The sequence below is a fragment of the Algibacter sp. L1A34 genome (assembly GCF_009796805.1).
Taxonomy (GTDB): Bacteria; Bacteroidota; Bacteroidia; order Flavobacteriales; family Flavobacteriaceae; genus Algibacter.
Map to the genome: position 1 here is coordinate 2,092,472 of NZ_CP047029.1, position 21,608 is coordinate 2,114,079.

A 21,608-nucleotide genomic window follows, 5' to 3' on the forward strand; every position below is an offset into this window, starting at 1 on the left:
AACTATTTAATATGATTAAACTTAAACTTTTAGGTATGTTGTTTGCCATGTTTTGCATGCAAAATGCCTTTTCACAAACAAAAACCATTAGTGGTACAGTTTCAGATACAGGCGGTGTGCCATTGCCGGGAGTGTCGCTTATTGTTGTTGGAACAACTATTGGTGTATCGACAGATTTTGATGGTAATTACACCTTACAAAATATTAACGTTGGAGATCAATTAACTGTCAGTTATATTGGTATGCTTTCTCAAACGATAACTATTGGAACTCAAAGTACCATAAATGTTACTTTAGAAGAATCCGTAGAAGCTCTTGCAGCTATTGTAGTTGTTGGTTATGGTTCTCAAAGTAGAGCAGAGGTAACAGGAGCGATTTCAACAATCGATTCCGAAACAATGTCTTCAATACCGGTAACAAATGCAGAATCTGCATTGCAAGGTAGAGCAGCGGGTATAACTGTAGCTAATAGTGGTGTGCCAGGATCTTCACCTTCAGTATTAATTAGAGGGTTAGGTTCAGTAGGTAATAACTCGCCATTATATGTCATTGATGGTGTTATTGTTGGTAACCTATCTGGTATTAGTCCAAACGATATAGAATCTGTTTCTGTATTAAAAGATGCTTCTACTACTGCGGTTTATGGAGCGCAAGGCTCTAATGGTGTAGTGGTTGTTACTACAAAACAAGGTAAAAATGGAAAAGGAAGGTTAAACTTTAATACCTATACAGGTTTTCAAACAGTAGCAAAAAGATATGATGTATTAGAAACCATAGATTATTTAAAATACGCAGGTGAATTAGGAGTGTTTCCTAACAGACCATTATCTACTTACAAAACCAATACAGATTGGCAAGATGAAATCTTTAGAGTAGGTATTATTCAGGATTATAATTTAAGTTACTCTGGTGGTACAGAAAACTCTACACATCTTTTTTCTGCTGAATATTTAAAACAAGAAGGAACTTTAATTGATACAGGTTTTGAAAGATATTCTTTTAGAGCAAATAGTAGTGCTAAATTTGGAAAAATTACAGTAGGTGAATCTATGTCTCTTTCTTTCGGAAAACAAAATCCGGAAAGAGATGCAGAAGGTAGATCACTTATAGAGCACGCCATTAAAGCGGCACCTTATTTGTCTGTATATAATTCAAGTAACTTAGGTGGTTTTCAAGGGCCTTCTTCATCAGCAGATGGACAAGATGCTGTAAACCCAGTAAGAGTTCAAAAACTTGGTGACGCAGTAAATAAATCATTAGGGATTATTGGAAATGTTTATGCAGAACTAGAAATTATTGAAGGTTTAAAATTTAAATCTCAAGTAGGTTTAGATTATTACACTTACAATAATAGTAATTTCATACCGTCATATAGTGATGATAGTGTTGAAGGTAGTACTACACACGCACAAAATTATGCAGCAATTACACGTAATAGCGGTAATGGTCAAACAATCATATTTGATAATAGTTTAACCTATAAAACAACAATTAATGATAATCATAATTTTGAAATATTAGCATTGGTTGAAAAATATGAAGGAAAAAACGAAAGTCTAAATGCAAGTAGTAGAAATGCTGTTACAGATGAAGTAAATCAAGTTTCTAATGAAGATTCAAGTGTTAGCTCAAGTTCTTCAGAAGTAAATAAAATTGGATACTTAGGACGTGTTAATTACAATTTTGATGGTAGATACATTGCATCTGCATCTTTTAGACGTGATGCTTCATCAAGATTTGGAGCAAACAAACGTTGGGCTAACTTTTACTCAGCATCTGCTGGTTGGAATATTGCAAAAGAATCTTTTATGGAAGATTCTAACTTCAGTAACTTAAAATTAAGAGCTAGTTACGGTACTGTAGGTAGTGATGCTATTGGAGATTATTTATATGCACCTTCTTTAACAGGTGGTTTTGAATATCCTATTGGTGGTGCAGTTGCATTTGGTGTAACAGCTAACGGAGGTTCAAATCAAGACTTACAATGGGAAACCAAAGAAATTATAAACGTTGGTTTAGACGCAGGTTTATTTAATGAAAAATTTACAGCTTCTTTAGAGTACTACCAAAATACAAGTAATGATTTATTAATTTACATACCTGCTGTATTATCAAGTGGTATTAATGCAGGTAGCTTACCTGTAAATGCTGGTTCTGTTGAAACTAAAGGTTTTGAATTAGTATTAGGATTTAATGATTATGATGGAGACTTTACTTGGTCTGCAAACTTAAATTTAGGAACTTCAAAAAATGAAGTATTAAGTTTAGGTGCTAGAGATGAGATTACAGGATCTCCTTACAAATTAGGTGGAGCAGATGTTACGCGTACAGTTGTAGGAGAATCATTATTTCATTTTTACGGTTTAGTATCTGACGGAATTTACCAAAATCAAGAAGAAGTAGAGGCTGTATTTACTGCAAACCCAAACCAAGTTATTGTTAAGCCAGGAGACATTCGCTTTAAAGATTTAAATGGTGATGGAGCTATTAATTCTGATGATAGAACAATTATTGGTAATCCATTTCCAGATTTAACATACGGTTTAAATTTAGACGCTAAATATAAAAATTTCGATATGAGCTTATTTATTACAGGAGTTTCAGGAAACGAAGTTTTTAATACAAATACGTACGATTTAGTGGGTGGAGCAAACAGGTTATTTAATGTAAGCCAATCTTATTACGATAATAAATGGTCTGCAACAAACCCAACAGGGACAGAGCCTAGAATTTTAGGAGCACCTCAAAACAATGGAATTTCTGATCGTTTTGTTGAAGATGGATCATACACCAGATTAAAAAGTATTTCCTTAGGTTATACATTTCCAAATGAAACATTCGAAAAATATTTTTCAAAATTACGTTTGTATGTTAGTGGTCAAAACTTAGTAACTATAAGTGATTATTCTGGTTTAGATCCTGAAATAGGAGGAGGTGAATTTGGAATTGATAGAGGTAAATACCCACAGCCTAAATCTTTTTTATTAGGAGTTCAAGTTTCATTTTAAAAATTAAAAAATCATGAAAAAATATATATTAATAGTTATAGCACTATTCGGAATTTTTTTAACAAATTCTTGTTCGGAAGAAGATTTGGAATTATCAAACCCAAATCAATTATCACCAGATACTTTTTTCTCAAATGAGTCTCAAGTAGAATCATCAGTAAATGCAGCTTATGCAAATTTGCAACCATTTGGATTGTATGGTAGGTTAATGTTTTATATGATGGACAATATGTCTCATGAACAATCCGGTAACGGTCAACAAGAAGGAGATAAAGTAACCTTTGCAGATTTCTCATTCGATTCAAGTCTACCTTCTATTAAAGATTATTGGGATGGATGTTATAGAGGAATTAACAAAGCAAATTTTGTAATTGCTAATACTGAAAAAATTAATGCATTGCCAGAAGGAACATTAACTGCTGCTAAAAAAGCGAAATATATTGGTGAAGCACGTTTTTTAAGAGCACATTATTACTGGCTTTTAGTAAATCGTTATGGAGGAGTTCCTATTTATTTAGGTGATGGAACCGACAATGCAGAAGGACAACCAAGAAGTACAAAAGAAGCAGTGATTGAATTAATTATAGACGATTTAAAATATGCTGCTACTAATTTATATGATAAAGGTGCAGAAACACCAGGTAGAGCAACAAAAGGAGCTGCTCAAGCTTTTTTAGGAAAAGTATTCTTATATCAAGAATCTTATGATTTAGCTTTAGTAGAGTTTAATAAATTATCTGGTTACGCTCTTGAAGATAATTACTTCGATAATTTTATGGAAGAAACGGAGCATGGTGTGGAATCAATTTTTGAAGTTGAGTACGATATAGCTTTAGGAACTGAGCAATTCTGGTGGTCTGCTGTTAATGGAACAGGTCCAATTCATGCAACTAAGAGAGGGCAAGATTATGGCGTTTTAGATTGGTTTAACGTGTATCCATCAGATGATTTAGTGGCTGAGTTTGAAGCAGGAGATAAAAGATTTGCTGGTAGTTTTTACGTGGCAGGAGACACATATAACAATGGAGATAATACTTTTGTTGAGTCAGATTTTGCTGAAAACGGAGGTAATATTAGACCAGTGGCTTGGAAAAAGTACCAAAATTATTACAAACAACCTTCAGAAAATGGAGAATCTGGAATTAACGTAAAAGTAATTCGTTATTCAGATGTTTTATTAATGATGGCAGAATGTGAAAATGAAGTGGGGTCTCAAACAACAGCAATTGGTTATATAAATAAAGTTAGAACTAGAGCAGGCTTGGATAATTTAGATGCAAGTTTATCTAAAGATGCCGTTTTTAAAGCAATTGTTCACGAACGTAAAGTAGAGCTTAATGGTGAACAAGTTCGTTTTGATGATATGCTTAGATGGGGAATTGTAGCTACAGAATTAGCTGGAACAAATTTTCAAGTAGGGAAAAATGAATTATGGCCAATTCCTGATGCCGAGATTAGTTCAAATGCTAATATTAATTCAGAAGATCAAAACCCAGGTTTTTAATATTTGAGTTAATGCTCTAGGAGTATTAGAATAATTTTAATAATAAAATACAATTATGAAAAACAATAAAATATTAGGTCTATTATGTTTGTTCACAGCCTTTTGGTCGTGCGGAAACGATGACGAGGTAATGGTGGAGCTAACGCAACCAACATTCACAATAACAGAATCTGCAGAAAATTCAGGTATTTATAATTTTGAAAACACAACACCAGATAAAGAAGAGTTTTATAGCTATTGGGAGTTTGAAATTGGAGATGCTAAAGTTGCAGATCAAGCAGGTCCTGTAGAACATGAATATAAAATATCGGGAAACAAATTAGTAACATTAACTATGGTTAGCACTATTAATGCTTTGCAAGCAACCCAAATGGTTGAGGTAATTGTACCTGTTGCAGAAGGTTATTTAACAAATCCAGAAAATTTATTATTAAATGGATATTTGGTTGAAGGAGATGGCGATGACTTTACAAATTGGAGTGCTTATAATGGAGGCGATAATATATTTTCTACAACAGATGCACTTATAGGCGGTAGAGCAGTTAAAGTATCTAATGCGGCAGATGCAGATCCTTGGACTGTGCAATTTGTAAGTGATGCTATTGAAACTGAAATAGGTGAAGAGTATACGGTTTCATTTTGGGGTAAAGGTAATGGAGAAGTAGTCCGTTTTTCAACAAAACCTGATGGATCAGCTCAATACGGTCCAGATTATACATTAACGTCAGATTGGCAACAATACACTTGGACAATTACGGCTAATGAAGCAAATACTAATATATCTTTAGATATGGGTAAATCTGCAGGAACATTTGTTATAGATGTTATCGAAGTTGTAAAAGGTGATGCAGCGCTTCCGCTTCCATCAGATTCTAGCTTAGTTTTAAACGGGGGTTTTGAAGATGGTGATGGTAATGAATTTGCTAATTGGGGAAAATATAATGGAGGAGATTTCATTGTTGAAGAAACTAGCGATGTATTATCCGGTTCTAGAGCCGTTAAAGTATCAAACTCAGCAGCTGGAGATGCTTGGAGCGTACAATTTGTAAGTGATGCCATTGAAACAGAAGTAGGTGCTGAATATGAAGTGTCTTTATGGGCAAAAGGAGATCCTGCTGTTATTCGTTATTCAACAAAACCAGATGGTTCGGCGCAATACGCACCAGACTATACAATTACTGAAGATTGGGAACAATACACTTGGACTTTTACAGCTAATGAGGCTATGACTAATATTTCTTTAGATATGGGGACTTCAGCTGGTACATTTATTCTTGATGATGTTAAAGTAAATAAAAAATAAGAGTAAAAATCTTGGCTAACTAAATATTATAGATATTATGAAAATAAATAAACTTATACTTTTATTTGTAACGACGTTGCTCGCATTCTCATGTACTAATGATGAGGATAACAATTTTAATGGATCTGAACTTATAGAGCCAGAAACAATTCAGGCTTCGTTTAGTTATACTGTTTCACCTACAGATCCTTATGTAATACAATTAGAAAACACAACGAATGGAACTGTTCAATATAAAAGTTATTGGGATTTTGGTTTAGGTGAAGGAACTGTTATTGATGAGGCCGGTTTAGATGAGGTGAGATATAACGAAGTAGGCGATTATACTGTTAAATTATATGCTATTTACGATGGCGTTACAACGGTAGAAAGCAAAGTTATAAAAGTTGACGAAAATGGAGTTTGTCCTGACGGACTTTGTGGTTCTACAAGCAACACAAGTTTAAAAGATGCGGCGACTACTTTTTCTGTGGGTACAATTACTCGATCTTCTTGGCTTTCTGCAGGTGGAAAATATACTGATATTATAAAAGAGCAGTTTAACAATTTAACTTCAGAATATGAGATGAAGATGAACGTGATGTATCCTTCTCAAGGTAGTTATGATTTTAGTGCTGCTGATGCCATTGTAGATTTTGCTGTTGCAAATGATATAAATGTACATGGGCACGCTTTAATTTGGCATAATGCGACACCTTCTTGGGTTGAGGGTTTTTCTGGAACTGATGCTGAATTTGAAACTATGGTGAAAGATTATATTACTACAACTGTTACAAGGTATAAAGGTAAAGTTCGCTCTTGGGATGTTGTAAATGAAGCTATAGATGATGGTAGTGGAAATCCATTAAGAAACTCTATTTTCAAACAAAAAATGGGTAACGATTACATTAAAAAATGTTTTCAATTTGCTAGAGATGCAGATCCAGATGCTTTATTATTTTATAATGATTATAATATGGCTTCAAGTTCAGGAAAAAGAACAGCAATGTTAGCAATCGTTGATGGTCTTGGTGATCTTATCGATGGTGTAGGTGCTCAAATGCATATTTCGTATAATGGGCCTTCTGCATCACAAATTGAAGCAACGGCAAATGCTATTGTAGCTAAAGGTAAAAAAGTTCATTTTTCTGAATTAGATATTAGAGCAAACCCTGATGGCAATTTAACATCATTAACAAGTGAAAGAAGCAGCCTGCAACAAGCAAAATACAAAGAAGTTGTAGAGATCTATAACGCCATTCCTTCAGAAAACAAGTTTGCGTTAACTGTTTGGGGAATTCGTGATAATAAATCTTGGTTAATAGATTTTTGGGGTAACCCAGAATGGCCATTATTATTTGACGATGATTATAATAAAAAACCTGCTTACTACGGGTTTTTAGAAGGACTATAGTAAATAAATATAAACATTTTATAGATGGGTTTAAAGCTTTAAAGAGTATCAGTCTTTTTAAATTTTAAACCCATTTTTTTTAAACTCAATAAAAATGAAATACACACACAGTATAAAATACGCTTGCTTTTTAGTAGTTGTTATAAGTGTTTTCGCGTGTAAAGATTTCGAAGAAAAAAAGGAAGCTTTAGGATTGAAAAATGCAGCAACCTTTCCAATTGGTACTGCAATAAATATTAATAGGTTATTAAATGATGCTAAACTTCAAAAATTAGAAATTGAAAATTTCAACAGTATTACAGCAACAAGCGATATGAAAATGCAAGCCATTTTGCCTGCTGAAAACAAGTACAATTGGAAAACGGTTGATACAATATTACACTATGCAAAAACACACAACCAAAGATTATTTGGGCATAATTTAATTTGGCATAGTTCTACCCCAAAATGGGTTAGAGAAAAAGGTGAAAAAGATAGTGTTTGGTTAGATGATTTTATGCAACAGTATATAAAAACTTATGTAAAAAGATACAAAGGTAAAGTAGCCGCTTGGGATGTGGTTAATGAAGCTTTTGAATCTAGCGGAGGAAATTATAGAGAATCACTTTGGTATAAAAAACTAGGTAAAAGTTATATAGAAAAAGCATTTAGGTATGCGCATGAAGCAGACCCAACTGCTGTATTGTTTTATAATGATTTTAACATTGAAAGAGATACTGTAAAGTTAAACGCTGTATTAAATATGGTAAAGGAATTTAAAGCCAAAGGAGTGCCGATTTCTGGGATAGGTTTTCAAATGCATATTAGAATGGATATTCCTAATGAGGTTATAGCGAATTCACTCAAAAAAGCTGCGGCAACGGGTTTACAAATTCATTTATCTGAAGTTGATATTATTTTTAATACACATAATGATGAAAGATTAGGAGGTATTCAAAATTATAGCGTTTTAACAGATGAAATGAAACAAGCACAAGCCGAGAAGTATAAAAATCTGATTAAAATGTATAAAGAAATAGTGCCTAAAGCGCAACAATTTGGGATTACGTTTTGGGATTTTACAGATAGAGACTCATGGATTAAAGGCTTTTTTAATTTAAAAGATTGGCCTTGTATATACGATGATAATTTACAACCTAAACCAGCTTATTTTGGGGTTTTAGAAGGTTTAAAAGAATAAAAAATTATAGTATGAAAAAATTTGCAATTGTATTAGTATTTGTAATTGCTTTAATAGGTTGTACAAATAAAAAAGAGAAAATTAAAGTAATGGAAAACCTGGTGAATACATTCTCAAACCCAATTTTACAAGGCTTTTATCCAGACCCAAGTATTTGTAAAGCAGGAGATTCTTATTATTTGGTAAACTCTACTTTCTCTTATTTCCCTGGAATTCCTGTTTTTAAAAGTAACGACTTGGTGAATTGGGAGCAAATAGGAAATGTATTAGACAGACCAGAACAATTAAACTTAGATGGACTAGATGTTTCTCAAGGTGTTTTTGCTCCTGCCATTCGGTTTAATAAAGGTGTTTTTTATGTCACTTGTACAATTGTAGGAGGTGAGAATAATTTTGTTGTTTCATCTACAAATCCTGAAGGACCTTGGTCTAATCCGTTTTGGATTCCTGAAGTTGAAGGCATTGATCCTTCGTTGTTTTTTGATGATAACGGAAAAACATATATAATTTATAATAGTGATGCGCCTAACAAACAACCATTGTACAATGGACATAGAACCATAAAAATGTATGAGTTTGATGTTGAAAATAAAAAAGTAGTTGGTGAGCCAAAAATTTTGGTGAATGGAGGAACCGACATTGCTAAAAAAACAATTTGGATTGAAGGACCTCATATTTATAAAAGAAACGGTTTTTATTATTTAATGGCTGCAGAAGGTGGTACAGCAGAAGATCATTCCGAAGTTGTGTTTAGAAGTAAAAATGTTTGGGGCCCTTATATAAGTTATGAAAACAACCCAATTTTAACGCAACGAGATTTAGACGTTAATAGAGATAACCCAATTACATCAACGGGTCATGCAGATATTATTGAAGATAAAAATGGTAATTGGTGGGGCGTTTTTCTTGGTTGCAGACCCTATGAAGACAACCATTACAATACGGGAAGAGAAACTTTTATGGCGCCAATAAAATGGGAAAACAGATGGCCCGTTTTTAATTTAGGAGGCGATATTGTTAAATCTAAATATCTAACGCCAAATAATGTTTTAAAACAAGAAAAATCGTTTAAAAATAGCGGAATATATACGTTTAAAGAAGAATTTGAAAATTCAAAATTAGGTTTTGAATGGTTGTTTTTAAGAACGCCAAGAGAAAAATGGTATGCTATCTCAGATGGTAGTTTACAAATCAATACACGTTCAGAAAGTGTTTCAAGCCCTGAGAATCCTAGTTTTATTGGATACAGACAACAACATTCAAAGGGAAGTGTTAGCACAGAAATGAATTTTAATACTTCAAAACCAAATGAAAAAGCTGGCATTATTGCGTTTCAAAACAATGCCTATTTTTATTATATGTGTAAGTCTGTTGTAAACGGAAAGCCAGTAATTCAATTATTTAAATCTGCAGAAAATAGTATGAAGTTGCTGATAGAAAAACCATTGCAATCTTCTACTTCTATAAAATTAAAAATAGAAGCAAAAGGAGCTAACTATAATTTTTTATATGCTGAAGAAAATCAAGAGTATCAAATTTTACAACAAGATGTAGATGCACGTTTTTTAAGCACCAAACAAGCTGGTGGATTTGTAGGAACTATTTATGCAATGTACACCACCTCATTAGGAATGGAGACTGAAAATACAGCTATGTTTAATTGGTTTGAAATTGAGAATTTAGATTAATAAATAATCTGTAAATACAAATTGCTACCAATAATGTTGGTTTTCAAATATTGTTGAAAATAGCTTTAAAAATAATAACATTGAAAAGTTCTTTATTTATGCGTAAAATAAGTTTAATTATTCTTCTGTTGTTTTTACAAAATGGAATTAGCCAAGAGGCAAAACCTCGTTTTAATTATAATTCTAAATACGAACCCTTAATAGGAATTTATCACGGAGCAGGTCAGGATAAAAATGGTTTTAAGGATTATGTAAATGCTGTTGGGCAAAACAAGTTGCCAGCAATTTATATGACTTATGTTAATATTACCGCACCAGTAAAAAGGATTGAATCTTGGGGAAAAGATTTAAAACATGTTTTAGATAGCTTGCCAAAAGGGATTATGCCCCAAATAGGTTTAGCATTTACTGGTGGTAAGGATACAGGGGCAGGTTTGGATAAAGAAGTTGCCAACGGAAAATATGATGCTCAATTGGAAGTGTTTTATAAGATGCTTTTGAAATTGGATAGGCCATCCTTTACCAGAATTGGTTACGAGTTTGAAGGTGATTGGAATGGTTATTCACCTGAGAGTTTTAAAAAAGTATTCATAACTATTTCTAAAGCATTTGAGGAAAAAAACATAAAATCGGCTACGGTTTGGTGTTCTGGTGGTGGCTCTGCAAATTTTATAGGTCTTGAAAAATTAATGGCATATTACCCAGGGAATGAATATGTGGATTGGTGGGGCATTGATGTTTTTAGTCCAGAAGAATTTTCAAATATTGGATTGAAAAACTTTTTTGATACTGCTCATACTCATAAAAAACCAGTAATGATAGGCGAATCTACACCAAGATACGTTGGAGTTTTAGATGGTGAAATTTCTTGGAATAAATGGTTTAAACCTTTTTTCGAAATGTTAAATGATAATCCGGGAATAAAAGCATTTTGCTACATCAATTGGGATTGGGAATATTGGTCTAACAAAAATGGGTTTCAATGGCATGATTGGAAAGATGCTCGTATAGAAAAAAATCCATTTGTATTGGAGGCATATAAAACGGAAATGGAGAATCCAATATTTATTCACCTTAATAACAAGTAAGAAAAAATGAAAAGCGTTCTATATTTAATAATAATTTTAAAGTCATTTGTCAGTTTTGCTCAAGAAAACTACAGTATTTCTTCTCAAAAAGATAGATTAAGACAATATTCTGGTCAGTGGGTAAGTGCTGTTAATCCCAGCACAGATAGTATTGCAAAGCTTCCAGAAATAAAAATGAGTAGTATAAATAATTTCAATAATCATTCGCTCACGGTTGAAGTTTTACAAAAAGATAGTAATAATCAATACAATCCTATACTTCATGAAATTATTGGTTATGATCGTGTTACCGATACTGTTTTTGCAGCAGGTCATAATGGTGAAGGTGTTTTTTTTATAGGGAAAGGCAAGTTTTCTTCAGAAAATAATTGGACCATGCAGGATAAAGATCTTAATGGTAATAAAACCATGAAAGTTAATTTTAGTTTTAACAATTATACCGATGTTACTTTAGAAGGTCTAGATAATAATGAAAAGCGTTTATGGAAAACGAGATACATTAAAAATAATCCTAAAGACAAAAACATTGGTATTCAGCTCGTTTCTGTTCACAAAGAAATGCTTAAAAACCCAGAACAAACCTTAATTCAGTTAGGCAGAATGGGGTATAGCTATGTTGAAACCTTTGTATATAAAAACGGTGGTTTTTACGGCCAAAGTCCAACGCAATTTAAGACTATGGTTGAAAAAGCAGGTATGAATTTTTTGGGTTCTATGACTTTTTTCGATCCGGAAGATAAAAATGATTATACCGCAATAAATACATGGTGGAATAAAACGATACAAGACCATAAAAAAGCTGGTGTTGAATATCTATCTACCTCAAATAGTAAATTAAAAGGCATCAAGACGATCAAAGAACTTCGAGAGTATTGTAATTATTATAATAAAGTTGGAAAACTTTGTAAAGAGAACGGACTTAAGTTTGTTTATCATAATCATGCTGATGAATTTTTAAAGGTAGAAGGTGTAGCCATTTATGATTATTTTCTTCAAAACACCAATCCTGAGTATGTCTATTTTCAATCTGATTTATATTGGATGCAGGTGGGTGGTGTAAATCCTGTTCATTATTTTAAAACCTATCCTAAACGTTTTATTAGTTGGCATGTGAAAGATTATAAAGAATTAGGTGAAAGTGGTAAAATAGATTTCAAAGATATTTTCAACTATAAAGAAATATCTGGAGTTCAATATATTTTATCTGAAGTTGAAGATTATAGCTTTCCACCTTTGTTTAGTGTCGGTTTAGCTTGGGAATATATTTATTATGAATTATAAAAATAAACGTTTGATTATGAAACCTTTTACAATGAAGTATCTTTTATTAACTATATTTTTCTTTACAATGATAAAAACAAATGCGCAAGACCAGTTTAGTGTTTTATTGTTTACCCAACATGATACTTGGCATTATAATACCATCCCTGTTGCAGTTAAAGCTTTTGAAGACATGGCAGCAGAAAATCAATTTCAATTTGATTGGACACAAAGGCCAGATGATCTTATAGAAAAATTACCAGAATATGATGTAGTCATATTTATGAACGCCAATGCCAATTTTTTGACTACAAAACATATGGATGCTTTAAAAGCATTTATGAAACGAGGCGGAGGCTTTGTTGGTATACACGGAACGGCAGATGGGGAAAACGATAATGCCTGGTTTGATGGTCTTGTTGGAGCGAAATTTGTGGATCATCCAAAATTACAAGCCGCAATTGTAAACGTCAAGAATAATGATTTTCCAGCAACATGGCATTTACCAAGTAAATGGCTTCGTAGTGATGAGTGGTATAATTTTAAAAACATGAATTTAGATAAACTGAATATTCTATTAACTGTTGATGAAGCTTCTTATGATTTTACTGCAGGTTATGATGACATTCCGTTAAAAGGCATGGGAGCAGAACATCCTATTTCTTGGTATCAAGAATATGAAGGCGGAAGATCGTTTTACACGGCTTTAGGTCATAAACCAGAATCGTTTAAAGACAAAAACTTTTTGGATCACATTTTTGGAGCAATATACTGGACAGTTAATAAATAAATTATTCATAAACTTTTTAGAACCTATTTACATTAATCAATGCAACATGTTTTTGATAATATGCCTATTTAGTTTTATCAAAAATATTTTAAAATAAATAAGATATGATAAAAAATATTATGATAATTTCAATGGCCTTTTTTTGTGCTATTGGATATAGTCAAACTAAACAAAATGTAAAATATGTATTTCTGTTTATTGGAGATGGTATGGGAGCAAATCAAGTTTATGCGACCGAAATGTATTTAAATGCAAAACCTAACGAGATTAAAGCTGACAAACTATTAATGAGTAGTTTTCCGGTGAACTCGAATATGACTAACTATTCAGCTAGTTCTTATGTTACTACATCTTGTGCAGCAGCAACAGCAATGTCAACAGGGTTTAAAACGAATAATGGTATTATAGGAAAATCTCCCGACAAAAAAATAGCGTATGAAAACATATCTCAGAAAGCGAAAAATGCTGGTTTTAAAGTAGGTATATTATCTAGTGTAATGATAGATCACGCTACTCCAGCGTCCTTTTATGCACATCAAGATTCTCGTAATATGTATTACGAAATTAGTATGGAGCTACCCAATTATAATATCGATTATTTTGGAGGTGGAGGCTTCCATCATCCTAAAGGAAAAAAAGGAGATCAACCAGATTCCTTTAAAAATGCTAAAAAGAAGGGCTATACCATTGCAGATTCTCATAAGGAATTTAATAAATTAAAAAATGGCGATGAAAAAATAATTGCCATAAATCCTGAAATGTATCCTTCAGGAGAATTTTACTGGGCCATTGATAAAAAAGAAGGCACGCTTTCTCTTGCCGATTTTACAAAAAAAGGAATTGAAGTTATTGATAATGATAAAGGTTTTTTTATGATGGTAGAAGGCGGTAAAATTGATTGGGCATGCCATGGAAACGATGGTGTGTCCATGGTTCATGAAGTACTCGCTTTTAATGATGCTATTAAAGAAGCCTATGAATTTTATAAGCAACGACCAGATGAAACTTTAATTATTGTTACTGCAGACCATGAAACAGGTGCCTTATCTACAGGGATAAATTATGCCACACATCCTGAATTATTGAAATACCAAATAATTTCAGTTCAAGAGTTTAAAAGAAAAATGACAGAACTTAAAAATACGGATCCAAAAGTTTCTTTCAATACTATTTTAGATTTGGTACAGGCAGATTTTAGCTTAGGAAACAATGATATCGGTTTGTCTTTAGATGATAAAGAATTAGCCTTATTAAAATCAGCCTACAGCAAACAGTTTAAAGGAAATAAGAAAGTAAACGCGGATGCTGATTATTTAAGTAAAACCGCAGTAAAATCCGTTGGAGAAACAGCAGCCTTTATTTTGAATAAAAAGGCAGGAATAAGTTGGGGCTCTGGCGATCATTCTGGAACACCGGTTCCTGTTAGAGTTATAGGAAAGGGACAAGAAGAGTTCTCAGAATATTTCGACAATACCGATTTGCCAAAAAAAATAGAAAAACTTATGGGGATATAAATGAATCATTTTAGATGAAATTCTTTTAAAAATATTCTCAATTAATAGGTTAAAAAAGGAATAATATTCCATTGTCGAAGTTCCACGATACTTTTTACCTGCTAACATAACAAGTAGCATTAATTAATAAAAACACAATAAATCTAAAATTTATAAAATATGAAATACTCATTATTTATCGCATTATTCTTATTCCATATCATTGGCTATTCACAATCAGCTAATGTAAAAACAGGTTCTGAAAAAGGTGATGACAAGTTGTTGTTAACAATTTTTCTTAAACATGATCAAAGTATGAATTTAAATGAGATTGAAAAGATAAGAACCGATCAAGGGTTTTATGAAAATTTCCCGCCAGAAGGTGTTTCTGTAGTTAATTGGTTTGTAGTTATGGGAATTGGACAAATGGTTGTATTGGAACTTCCTGCTTCAAAATTAGCTGCTGTAAATCTGGCAATTGAAAGAACAGCATGGAAAGCTTTTAAATCAGAGATGTATCCAACCTATGATTTATACCCTATTATCGAAAAAAAGTTAAAGAATAAGTCGAAGGTTACTTACTAGCATTATCTGAATAATCTTTTTTTAATGCGAATAAAATAAAACATTAATAATGTATCACTAAAAATAAATATATGAAACGTAAAATAATATTATTAGCTATAAGTTTAATTTGTTTTCTTGCTGTAGATGCGCAAAACATTGTTTATGTATATGGAGATGTTGCTGCTGATGGTACAATACCATCCGGAAGTAAAAAACCATTTCACCAAATGCGTTTGAATGATGAAGGTGATTTAGGGATGAGTGGTTTCAAAAAAGCATTGGAAGCTGTTGGGTTTACTGTAAGCGAAGTTTACGATCAAGACATTGTAATTAATGCCGAATTTCTAAAGGCGATTGATGTTTTAATTTTAGGCTCAAATCAGCGCGTTTTTATTGAAGCAGAAGCTAAAGCCTTAAAGCGTTGGGTGGAAAAAGGTGGCGGAGTCATTACTTGGTCGGATAGTGGGTTTGGTGGAGAGTATAGCATTGTAGGTGTGGATAATGAAGTGGGGCGAATTTCTGACAATGTTTTAATGGAGCAATTCGGCATGTATTTTTTAACTGACAATGGTGCTGGAAACTATTTGGTGAATGAGTATATACAAGATCATTTTATTAATAAAAACAATAAACATAAAGGCGTTGCTTTTAGGGGAGAAGGAGTAAGTTTTGTTCGTGTTTCGAAACCAGCAGTAATTTTAGCTAAAGCGCAAGAAGGCGGATTAGGCGGTAGGTTAGTTGTAAATTCAAATGATGGTGAATTTAATGAAAATACCGATGTCGCTTTAGCAATAGCTGAAATAGGTAAAGGTAGAGTAATCGGTGTTTTTGATCGTAATTTATTTTGGAATGCTGGGGCTGGTACCCGTTTAAGTCATTCGGATAATAGGGTGTTTGCACAACGTATTGCACTTTGGGCAGCAGGCATCGAGGATGAGCAACGCTTTGCTAATGACACCAATGCTTTAGTTTCTGCAATAAATACACCTCCGACTATTACTATAGATTATACGTACTCAAAAACTGATAACAGTCTTGCAATTACGGCTGTGATTACTGACGAGGATAAAGATGCCATTAGCCCGGAAATAGTATGGGAGCAGGTAGAAGGCCCTGCCGATTGTGAGTTCGAAAATAATAATCCCAATACTACAACACCACGTATTTTTATTCCCAAAGCAGGTAAATATGTTTTTAAAGCAAGTGTTTTAGATGGTGAGTTTGAAATTAATGAATTCTTAAACTATGAAAGAGAGTAAATTTATTAAAATGAAAGTAAAAGAAAAATTATTAAAAACCTTTTTAGCTTTTATAAACATCATTTTGGTTTTTGTATTATGTACTTCATGTAATGCTCAAAAAAAACAGAGTAATCAAATTATAGAGAAAGGTGCAGAATTAGTCTTAATTTCAGATGATTACGAATTTACAGAAGGGCCGGCAGCCGATAAAGAAGGTAATGTTTATTTTACCGACCAACCGAATGATAGGATTTTAAAATGGAATGCAAAAACCAATTTAGTATCTGAATACATGAAACCTTCTGGTCGTTCAAACGGACTTTATTTTGATAATGATGGCAACCTATTATCAGCTGCAGATGAAAAAAACGAATTATGGCTTATCAACCCAAATAAAGAGATAACCGTACTTGTAGATAACTATGATGGTAAAAAACTTAACGGGCCTAATGATTTATGGGTAGATGCTAAAGGCGGTGTTTATTTTACAGATCCATATTATCAGCGTCCTTGGTGGGAACATAAAGAGCCTCAGCAAAATGAAAAAAGAGTTTATTATTTAGCATCAAATACAAATATACCACGAATTGTATCAAATGATAACTACGTACAGCCTAATGGTATAATAGGAACTCCTGATGGGAAAACACTTTATGTTGCAGACCAAGTTGGAGAAAGAACGTATGTTTTTACTATTGACGAAAATGGAAATTTAACTAATAGAAAGTTATTTGTAGATATGGGATCTGATGGTATGACCATAGATAATTTAGGTAATATTTACTTAACCGGAAAAGGTGTCACTGTTTTTAATTCAGAAGGTAAAAAAATCAAACATATTGATGTACCTGAAGGATGGACAGCCAATGTAACTTTTGGAGGTTTAAATAAAAACATTCTTTTTATAACAGCCATGGATTCCATTTATACTTTAAAAATGAACGTTACAGGAGTTAATTAATGTGAAATATTTAAAAATAATTATTATGAAAAAAATGAAGTCTACAATTTTATTAATAGGAATTACGATGTTTTTATTTAATGCCTGTAATGATAATAATATTAATAATAGCACTAATGAAACACCTAGTATACTAGATGTTCATAAAGATACTTCATTAAAACTTGCGTTTGAAAATTACTTTTTATTAGGTAGTGCAATAAACGATGATATTGTTTCTGGAAAAGAGAATGTTTTAACCCAAATTGTAAAAAAAGAATTTAATACCATTACTGCAGAAAATTGTATGAAAGCAGAATCGGTAAATCCAACTCCAGGAGTTTACGATTTCAAAGCAGCAGATGACTTTGTTGCTTTCGGACAGGATAATAACATGTTTATTCTTGGACATACTCTAATTTGGCATAATCAAACACCTTCTTGGTTTTTTACCAACGAAAAGGGAGAACCTAATACTCCTAAAGAACAAAAAGAGCGATTGCGCAACCATATTGAAGCCGTTGCAGGAAGATATGCAGGAAAAGTACATGCTTGGGACGTGGTAAATGAAGTTATAGATAATGATGGTTCTTACAGACCAACAACTTGGGTAAATAGTATTGGTGATGGTGATGAAATGGTTAAACTAGCGTTTAAATATGCTAGTGAATATGCTCCTGATACAGAATTGTATTATAATGATTTTAATGCTTGGAGACCAGAAAAAAGAGAAGGAATTGTACGAATGGTAAAAATGCTTCAAAAAGAAGGTATTCGTATAGATGGTATTGGTATTCAGGCACATTGGGGTTTAAATTTTCCTAAAAAAGAATACATTCAACAAGCTATTGATGCTTATGCTGCTTTAGGCGTAAAAGTTATGATTACCGAGTTGGATATTGATGTGCTGCCTCTTACCAAAGAAGGACAAATTATTGGAACGAGTATGATGGAACCTCAATTTCAATTGGAAGAGTTTGAAACTTTTTTAGATCCCTATAAAAATGGATTACCAAAATCTATAGAAATTGAATTGGCAAATAGGTATAAAGACTTGTTTGAGATTTTCATCAAAAATAAAGATAAAATTGATAGAGTAACATTTTGGGGAATTCACGATGGTATGTCATGGAAGAATGACTATCCAATACCTAACAGAACGAACTATCCACTTTTATACGATAGGGGGTTGCAACCAAAATTAGCCAGACAAGCTGTTTTGGAGACCACCAAAGAAAAATAGTTTTTTAATGAACCTAATATTATTCTAAAGATTATTCAATAAATACATTCAAAAATGAAATCAAGAATACTCTTATTTGTTTTACTAACCTTTGTTTTTATGTCTTTTACTTGCCAGCCGTGCAATTTCTGACGGTGATGAGCAAGAAAAAAGTTTTAACAGCGAAAAAGATTTATTGCTTGTCCAATTTGATTGTAAGATGATCTACCGACGGTCGCTGTAATGTCGACCATGTTGTCAGACTCAAATTTTAATGATATAAACTATCATGTGGTTGCTGGAACTTATGGAATTCTGGATGGATCATATGTTCCGCCTAATACTTTGCTCCAACTTGCTTTTGAAGATAACTGGACAGATACATACAATAATTTTTTACCAGCTGTTAAAAATGTTACAACTCTGATAGAAGCAATTTTAAACAAAGACGGTAATATTTGGATTGCTGAAGCAGGTCAGTCTGATTTTACTGCTTATTATAATGCTATTCCGTTAAAAGGTATGGGAGAGAAATATCTTATTTCGTAGTATCAAGAATATGAAGGAGCAAGATCATTTTGCACTGTTTTAAGTCATAAACCTGAATCTTATAAAGATAAAAACTTTATAGACCATATTTTTTGGGATATACTGGGCAGTTAATAAAACAGAATAATTAATTATGAATTTTTTTTAGGACTATTTTGTTTATTATTTTTAGTGGTTTTTCATCATCCTCTAATAAGCTCGAACCTATTGTTGTTTTATCATCTGTAGCGTGAAATGATGGCTTTATACCAAATGAAAGTTTTGAAGTGGTCTATCCGAATTAATTATTATAATAATTTTGTTAAATTTTATTCAAATGAATATGAAAAAAGTAGTTATTCAAATCTTAAGAAAACTAAAAAGGAGTCTAGAATTTTTGTCAATTTTCTTTCTATTATTTTTATTAGTAGCATGTAATGTTGAGTCTGATATTAAATTCCCAGTTAAAGTAGGTGTAAAACCAGAAAGCATAACAAAAGGATTTAATGGGAATTATTATGTTACTGTAATGAATGGTAAAGAAAATGGAGATGGTGAATTAGTTGAAAATATCAACTAAGGGTGTTAAAGTATTTTCAAAAGGTTTTAATGAACCCAAAGGAATAGTTTTTATAAAGGAGCATTTATATTTTTCAGATATTAATTGTGTTTGGAAAGTAGATAAGGATGGAAATAAAAGTGTATTCGTTAAAAAAGAGGATTTCCTCAAAGAAGTATTGTATTTAAATGATGTTGCAGTGGATGGTGATGGAACGGGATTCTATGTTGCAGATATGGGAGCAACAAATTATATGCGCGATAAAAATAATAATCTTTGGCCTTTAGAAAGTGATGAAGCTAAGTTAGTCCCACAATTGGGACGTATTTATCATGTTAATTTAGAAGGTGAAGTCATTGTTGTTCAAGATACTTCCCCACTAATGTTAAACCCAAATGGAGTAGGTGTTGATAATGATGATAATATAATGGTTAGTTCTTTTTTCTTAGGAAATTTTTAAGTGATAAGAGATGGTAAATTAACACCATTAAAAGGTGAATTTAGAGGTGGTGATGCTGTTGAGCAAGATAGTGAAGGTAATTATTATATAAGTAGTTGGTCTCAGGGTAAAGTGTGGAAAATTAATAGAGAAACTGAAGAGTCTACCGTGTTAGTTGAAGGTTTAAAATCTGCAGCTGATTTTTATTTGGAAGAAAATAATAATAGATTATTAGTTCCTGATATGATGGCAGGTATAATATATGCCGTTGATATTAAAAAGTAGTTAATTATTTTTTCATTTATAAAAAAAGGAGCATTAACAACTTGTTAATGACTCCTTTTTTGACTAAAACTAAACTAATTATTCTATATAGGGTTTAATAGGAACAATAGTTCCATCTTCTTTATATGTGATTTCTGCAATTTTAACAGATCTTAAATGTGTAACTCCTTTAGAAAGGGAAGAATCATGATAAAATAAATACCACTTTCCTTCAACTTCACAAATAGAATGATGCGAAGTCCAACCCACTACAGGTTCAAGTATTTTGCCTTTATAAGTAAATGGTCCGTAAGGGCTGTCTCCAATGGCATAACAAATAAAATGAGAGTCTCCAGTAGAGTAGGAGAAGTAGTATTTGCCATTGTATTTGTGCATCCAGGAAGCTTCAAAAAAGCGTCTTTCAATATCGCCTGCTAATAGTAAACTACCTTTTTCATCTAAAATTTCTAATTGTTTTGGAGTTTCGTCAAACTCTAATAAATCATTACTCATTTTAGCTACAATAGGTAGCAAAGCAGGTTCATTATCTTTTGGGATAAATGCAGTAGGACTATCTGGTTCATTAGCATTAAATGATCCCGATCTCCAGCGTTGTAATTGTCCGCCCCACAAACCACCAAAATACATGTAGTAACTACCATCGTCATCTTTAAAAACGGCAGGGTCTATAGAGAAACTTTCTTTAATGGCTTTAGGTTGAGCCTTAAATGGTCCGGTTGGGGATGAGCTAGTTGCTACACCAATTCTAAAAATTCCATCGTAAGCTTTTGCTGGAAAAAATAAATAGTACGTTCCATCTTTTTCATGTGCATCTGGAGCCCACATTTGTTTTTCGGCCCAAGCCACATTATCAACATGCAAAGCCACACCGTTATCTACGGCTTTACTATTTATAGAATCCATAGAAATAACATGGTAATCTTCCATCGCAAAATGACTTCCTAAATCATCGAAAGCCTCTCCGGCATCAATATCGTGAGATGGGTAAATGTATATTTTTCCATTAAAAACATGAGCCGATGGATCTGCTGTATAAATATTAGATACTATGGGTTGAGATATTGCTTTTTTATTTAAATCTTCAAAGTCTATATGTTTTATATTTTCTTCTGGCATTGTA

General features: G+C 32.5%; 19 protein-coding genes. 18 read left to right on the top strand and 1 reads right to left on the bottom strand.

What is annotated here, in order from left to right; all coding sequences use genetic code 11:
* The first annotated feature begins 11 nt into the window (after positions 1–11).
* The 18 genes from GQR97_RS08985 (at position 12) to GQR97_RS19680 (ending at position 20,488) form a co-directional block, all read left to right on the top strand.
* Positions 12–3,008 (top strand): SusC/RagA family TonB-linked outer membrane protein, encoded by a 2,997-nt coding sequence (locus GQR97_RS08985; RefSeq protein ID WP_233267630.1) that lies wholly within the window; start codon positions 12–14, stop codon positions 3,006–3,008.
* A gap of 13 nt (positions 3,009–3,021) precedes the next feature.
* A complete protein-coding gene (locus GQR97_RS08990) occupies positions 3,022–4,512 on the top strand; it encodes a RagB/SusD family nutrient uptake outer membrane protein (protein WP_158847600.1) in 1,491 nt (496 codons plus the stop codon).
* Between the two features lie 55 nt (positions 4,513–4,567).
* Positions 4,568–5,815, top strand: a complete 1,248-nt coding sequence (locus GQR97_RS08995; protein WP_158847602.1) for a carbohydrate binding domain-containing protein — start codon at positions 4,568–4,570, stop codon at positions 5,813–5,815.
* A 37-nt stretch (positions 5,816–5,852) separates the two neighbouring features.
* Entirely contained in the window at positions 5,853–7,208 is a 1,356-nt protein-coding gene (locus GQR97_RS09000) for an endo-1,4-beta-xylanase (protein WP_158847604.1), read from the top strand.
* Positions 7,209–7,302: 94 nt separating this feature from the next.
* Positions 7,303–8,388: an endo-1,4-beta-xylanase gene (locus GQR97_RS09005; protein WP_158847606.1), complete on the top strand. Its 1,086-nt coding sequence runs from the start codon at positions 7,303–7,305 to the stop codon at positions 8,386–8,388.
* An 11-nt stretch (positions 8,389–8,399) separates the two neighbouring features.
* Entirely contained in the window at positions 8,400–10,076 is a 1,677-nt protein-coding gene (locus GQR97_RS09010) for a glycoside hydrolase family 43 protein (RefSeq protein ID WP_158847608.1), read from the top strand.
* A gap of 98 nt (positions 10,077–10,174) precedes the next feature.
* Entirely contained in the window at positions 10,175–11,164 is a 990-nt protein-coding gene (locus tag GQR97_RS09015; RefSeq protein ID WP_158847610.1) for a hypothetical protein, read from the top strand.
* A gap of 6 nt (positions 11,165–11,170) precedes the next feature.
* Entirely contained in the window at positions 11,171–12,445 is a 1,275-nt protein-coding gene (locus GQR97_RS09020; RefSeq protein ID WP_158847612.1) for a sugar phosphate isomerase/epimerase family protein, read from the top strand.
* 16 nt (positions 12,446–12,461) lie between these two features.
* Positions 12,462–13,214 carry a ThuA domain-containing protein gene (locus tag GQR97_RS09025; protein ID WP_158847614.1) on the top strand — a complete coding sequence of 251 codons (753 nt, stop codon included), beginning with the start codon at positions 12,462–12,464 and terminating at the stop codon, positions 13,212–13,214.
* A 104-nt stretch (positions 13,215–13,318) separates the two neighbouring features.
* Complete coding sequence (locus tag GQR97_RS09030; protein WP_158847616.1) at positions 13,319–14,728, top strand: alkaline phosphatase; 1,410 nt, start codon at positions 13,319–13,321, stop codon at positions 14,726–14,728.
* 159 nt (positions 14,729–14,887) lie between these two features.
* Positions 14,888–15,292 carry a hypothetical protein gene (locus GQR97_RS09035; protein ID WP_199269920.1) on the top strand — a complete coding sequence of 135 codons (405 nt, stop codon included), beginning with the start codon at positions 14,888–14,890 and terminating at the stop codon, positions 15,290–15,292.
* A 71-nt stretch (positions 15,293–15,363) separates the two neighbouring features.
* Positions 15,364–16,533 (top strand): hypothetical protein, encoded by a 1,170-nt coding sequence (locus GQR97_RS09040; RefSeq protein ID WP_158847618.1) that lies wholly within the window; start codon positions 15,364–15,366, stop codon positions 16,531–16,533.
* Positions 16,520–17,476: an SMP-30/gluconolactonase/LRE family protein gene (locus GQR97_RS09045; RefSeq protein WP_158847620.1), complete on the top strand. Its 957-nt coding sequence runs from the start codon at positions 16,520–16,522 to the stop codon at positions 17,474–17,476. Before GQR97_RS09040 ends, GQR97_RS09045 begins: the two co-directional genes overlap by 14 nt.
* Before the next feature lie 34 nt (positions 17,477–17,510).
* The gene (locus GQR97_RS09050) at positions 17,511–18,698 is read left to right on the top strand and encodes an endo-1,4-beta-xylanase (RefSeq protein WP_233267631.1); all 1,188 of its coding nucleotides are present in this window, start codon (positions 17,511–17,513) and stop codon (positions 18,696–18,698) included.
* A 231-nt stretch (positions 18,699–18,929) separates the two neighbouring features.
* Positions 18,930–19,226 carry a hypothetical protein gene (locus GQR97_RS09055; protein WP_158847622.1) on the top strand — a complete coding sequence of 99 codons (297 nt, stop codon included), beginning with the start codon at positions 18,930–18,932 and terminating at the stop codon, positions 19,224–19,226.
* A 376-nt stretch (positions 19,227–19,602) separates the two neighbouring features.
* Positions 19,603–19,785, top strand: a complete 183-nt coding sequence (locus GQR97_RS19670; protein WP_199269922.1) for a hypothetical protein — start codon at positions 19,603–19,605, stop codon at positions 19,783–19,785.
* Complete coding sequence (locus GQR97_RS19675; RefSeq protein WP_199269923.1) at positions 19,769–20,224, top strand: SMP-30/gluconolactonase/LRE family protein; 456 nt, start codon at positions 19,769–19,771, stop codon at positions 20,222–20,224. Before GQR97_RS19670 ends, GQR97_RS19675 begins: the two co-directional genes overlap by 17 nt.
* Positions 20,225–20,488, top strand: coding sequence for a hypothetical protein (locus GQR97_RS19680; RefSeq protein ID WP_199269924.1), 264 nt, complete (start codon positions 20,225–20,227; stop codon positions 20,486–20,488).
* A 78-nt stretch (positions 20,489–20,566) separates the two neighbouring features.
* Here the strand turns inward: GQR97_RS19680 and GQR97_RS09065 are convergent, their stop codons facing one another.
* A complete protein-coding gene (locus GQR97_RS09065; RefSeq protein ID WP_158847624.1) occupies positions 20,567–21,604 on the bottom strand; it encodes a glycoside hydrolase family 43 protein in 1,038 nt (345 codons plus the stop codon).
* Positions 21,605–21,608: the final 4 nt, after the last annotated feature.

Bases quoted from the DNA above. Each gene is read 5' to 3' on its own strand.
- GQR97_RS09010 (WP_158847608.1), top strand. From the start codon at position 8,400: ATGAAAAAATTTGCAATTGTATTAGTATTTGTAATTGCTTTAATAGGT.
- GQR97_RS09045 (WP_158847620.1), top strand. From the start codon at position 16,520: ATGAAAGAGAGTAAATTTATTAAAATGAAAGTAAAAGAAAAATTATTA.
- GQR97_RS08990 (WP_158847600.1), top strand. From the start codon at position 3,022: ATGAAAAAATATATATTAATAGTTATAGCACTATTCGGAATTTTTTTA.
- GQR97_RS09005 (WP_158847606.1), top strand. From the start codon at position 7,303: ATGAAATACACACACAGTATAAAATACGCTTGCTTTTTAGTAGTTGTT.
- GQR97_RS09040 (WP_158847618.1), top strand. From the start codon at position 15,364: ATGAAACGTAAAATAATATTATTAGCTATAAGTTTAATTTGTTTTCTT.
- GQR97_RS08995 (WP_158847602.1), top strand. From the start codon at position 4,568: ATGAAAAACAATAAAATATTAGGTCTATTATGTTTGTTCACAGCCTTT.
- GQR97_RS09030 (WP_158847616.1), top strand. From the start codon at position 13,319: ATGATAAAAAATATTATGATAATTTCAATGGCCTTTTTTTGTGCTATT.
- GQR97_RS09000 (WP_158847604.1), top strand. From the start codon at position 5,853: ATGAAAATAAATAAACTTATACTTTTATTTGTAACGACGTTGCTCGCA.
- GQR97_RS09015 (WP_158847610.1), top strand. From the start codon at position 10,175: ATGCGTAAAATAAGTTTAATTATTCTTCTGTTGTTTTTACAAAATGGA.
- GQR97_RS09055 (WP_158847622.1), top strand. From the start codon at position 18,930: ATGTTGTCAGACTCAAATTTTAATGATATAAACTATCATGTGGTTGCT.
- GQR97_RS09065 (WP_158847624.1), bottom strand. From the start codon at position 21,604: ATGCCAGAAGAAAATATAAAACATATAGACTTTGAAGATTTAAATAAA.
- GQR97_RS09025 (WP_158847614.1), top strand. From the start codon at position 12,462: ATGAAACCTTTTACAATGAAGTATCTTTTATTAACTATATTTTTCTTT.
- GQR97_RS09035 (WP_199269920.1), top strand. From the start codon at position 14,888: ATGAAATACTCATTATTTATCGCATTATTCTTATTCCATATCATTGGC.
- GQR97_RS09050 (WP_233267631.1), top strand. From the start codon at position 17,511: ATGAAGTCTACAATTTTATTAATAGGAATTACGATGTTTTTATTTAAT.
- GQR97_RS09020 (WP_158847612.1), top strand. From the start codon at position 11,171: ATGAAAAGCGTTCTATATTTAATAATAATTTTAAAGTCATTTGTCAGT.
- GQR97_RS08985 (WP_233267630.1), top strand. From the start codon at position 12: ATGATTAAACTTAAACTTTTAGGTATGTTGTTTGCCATGTTTTGCATG.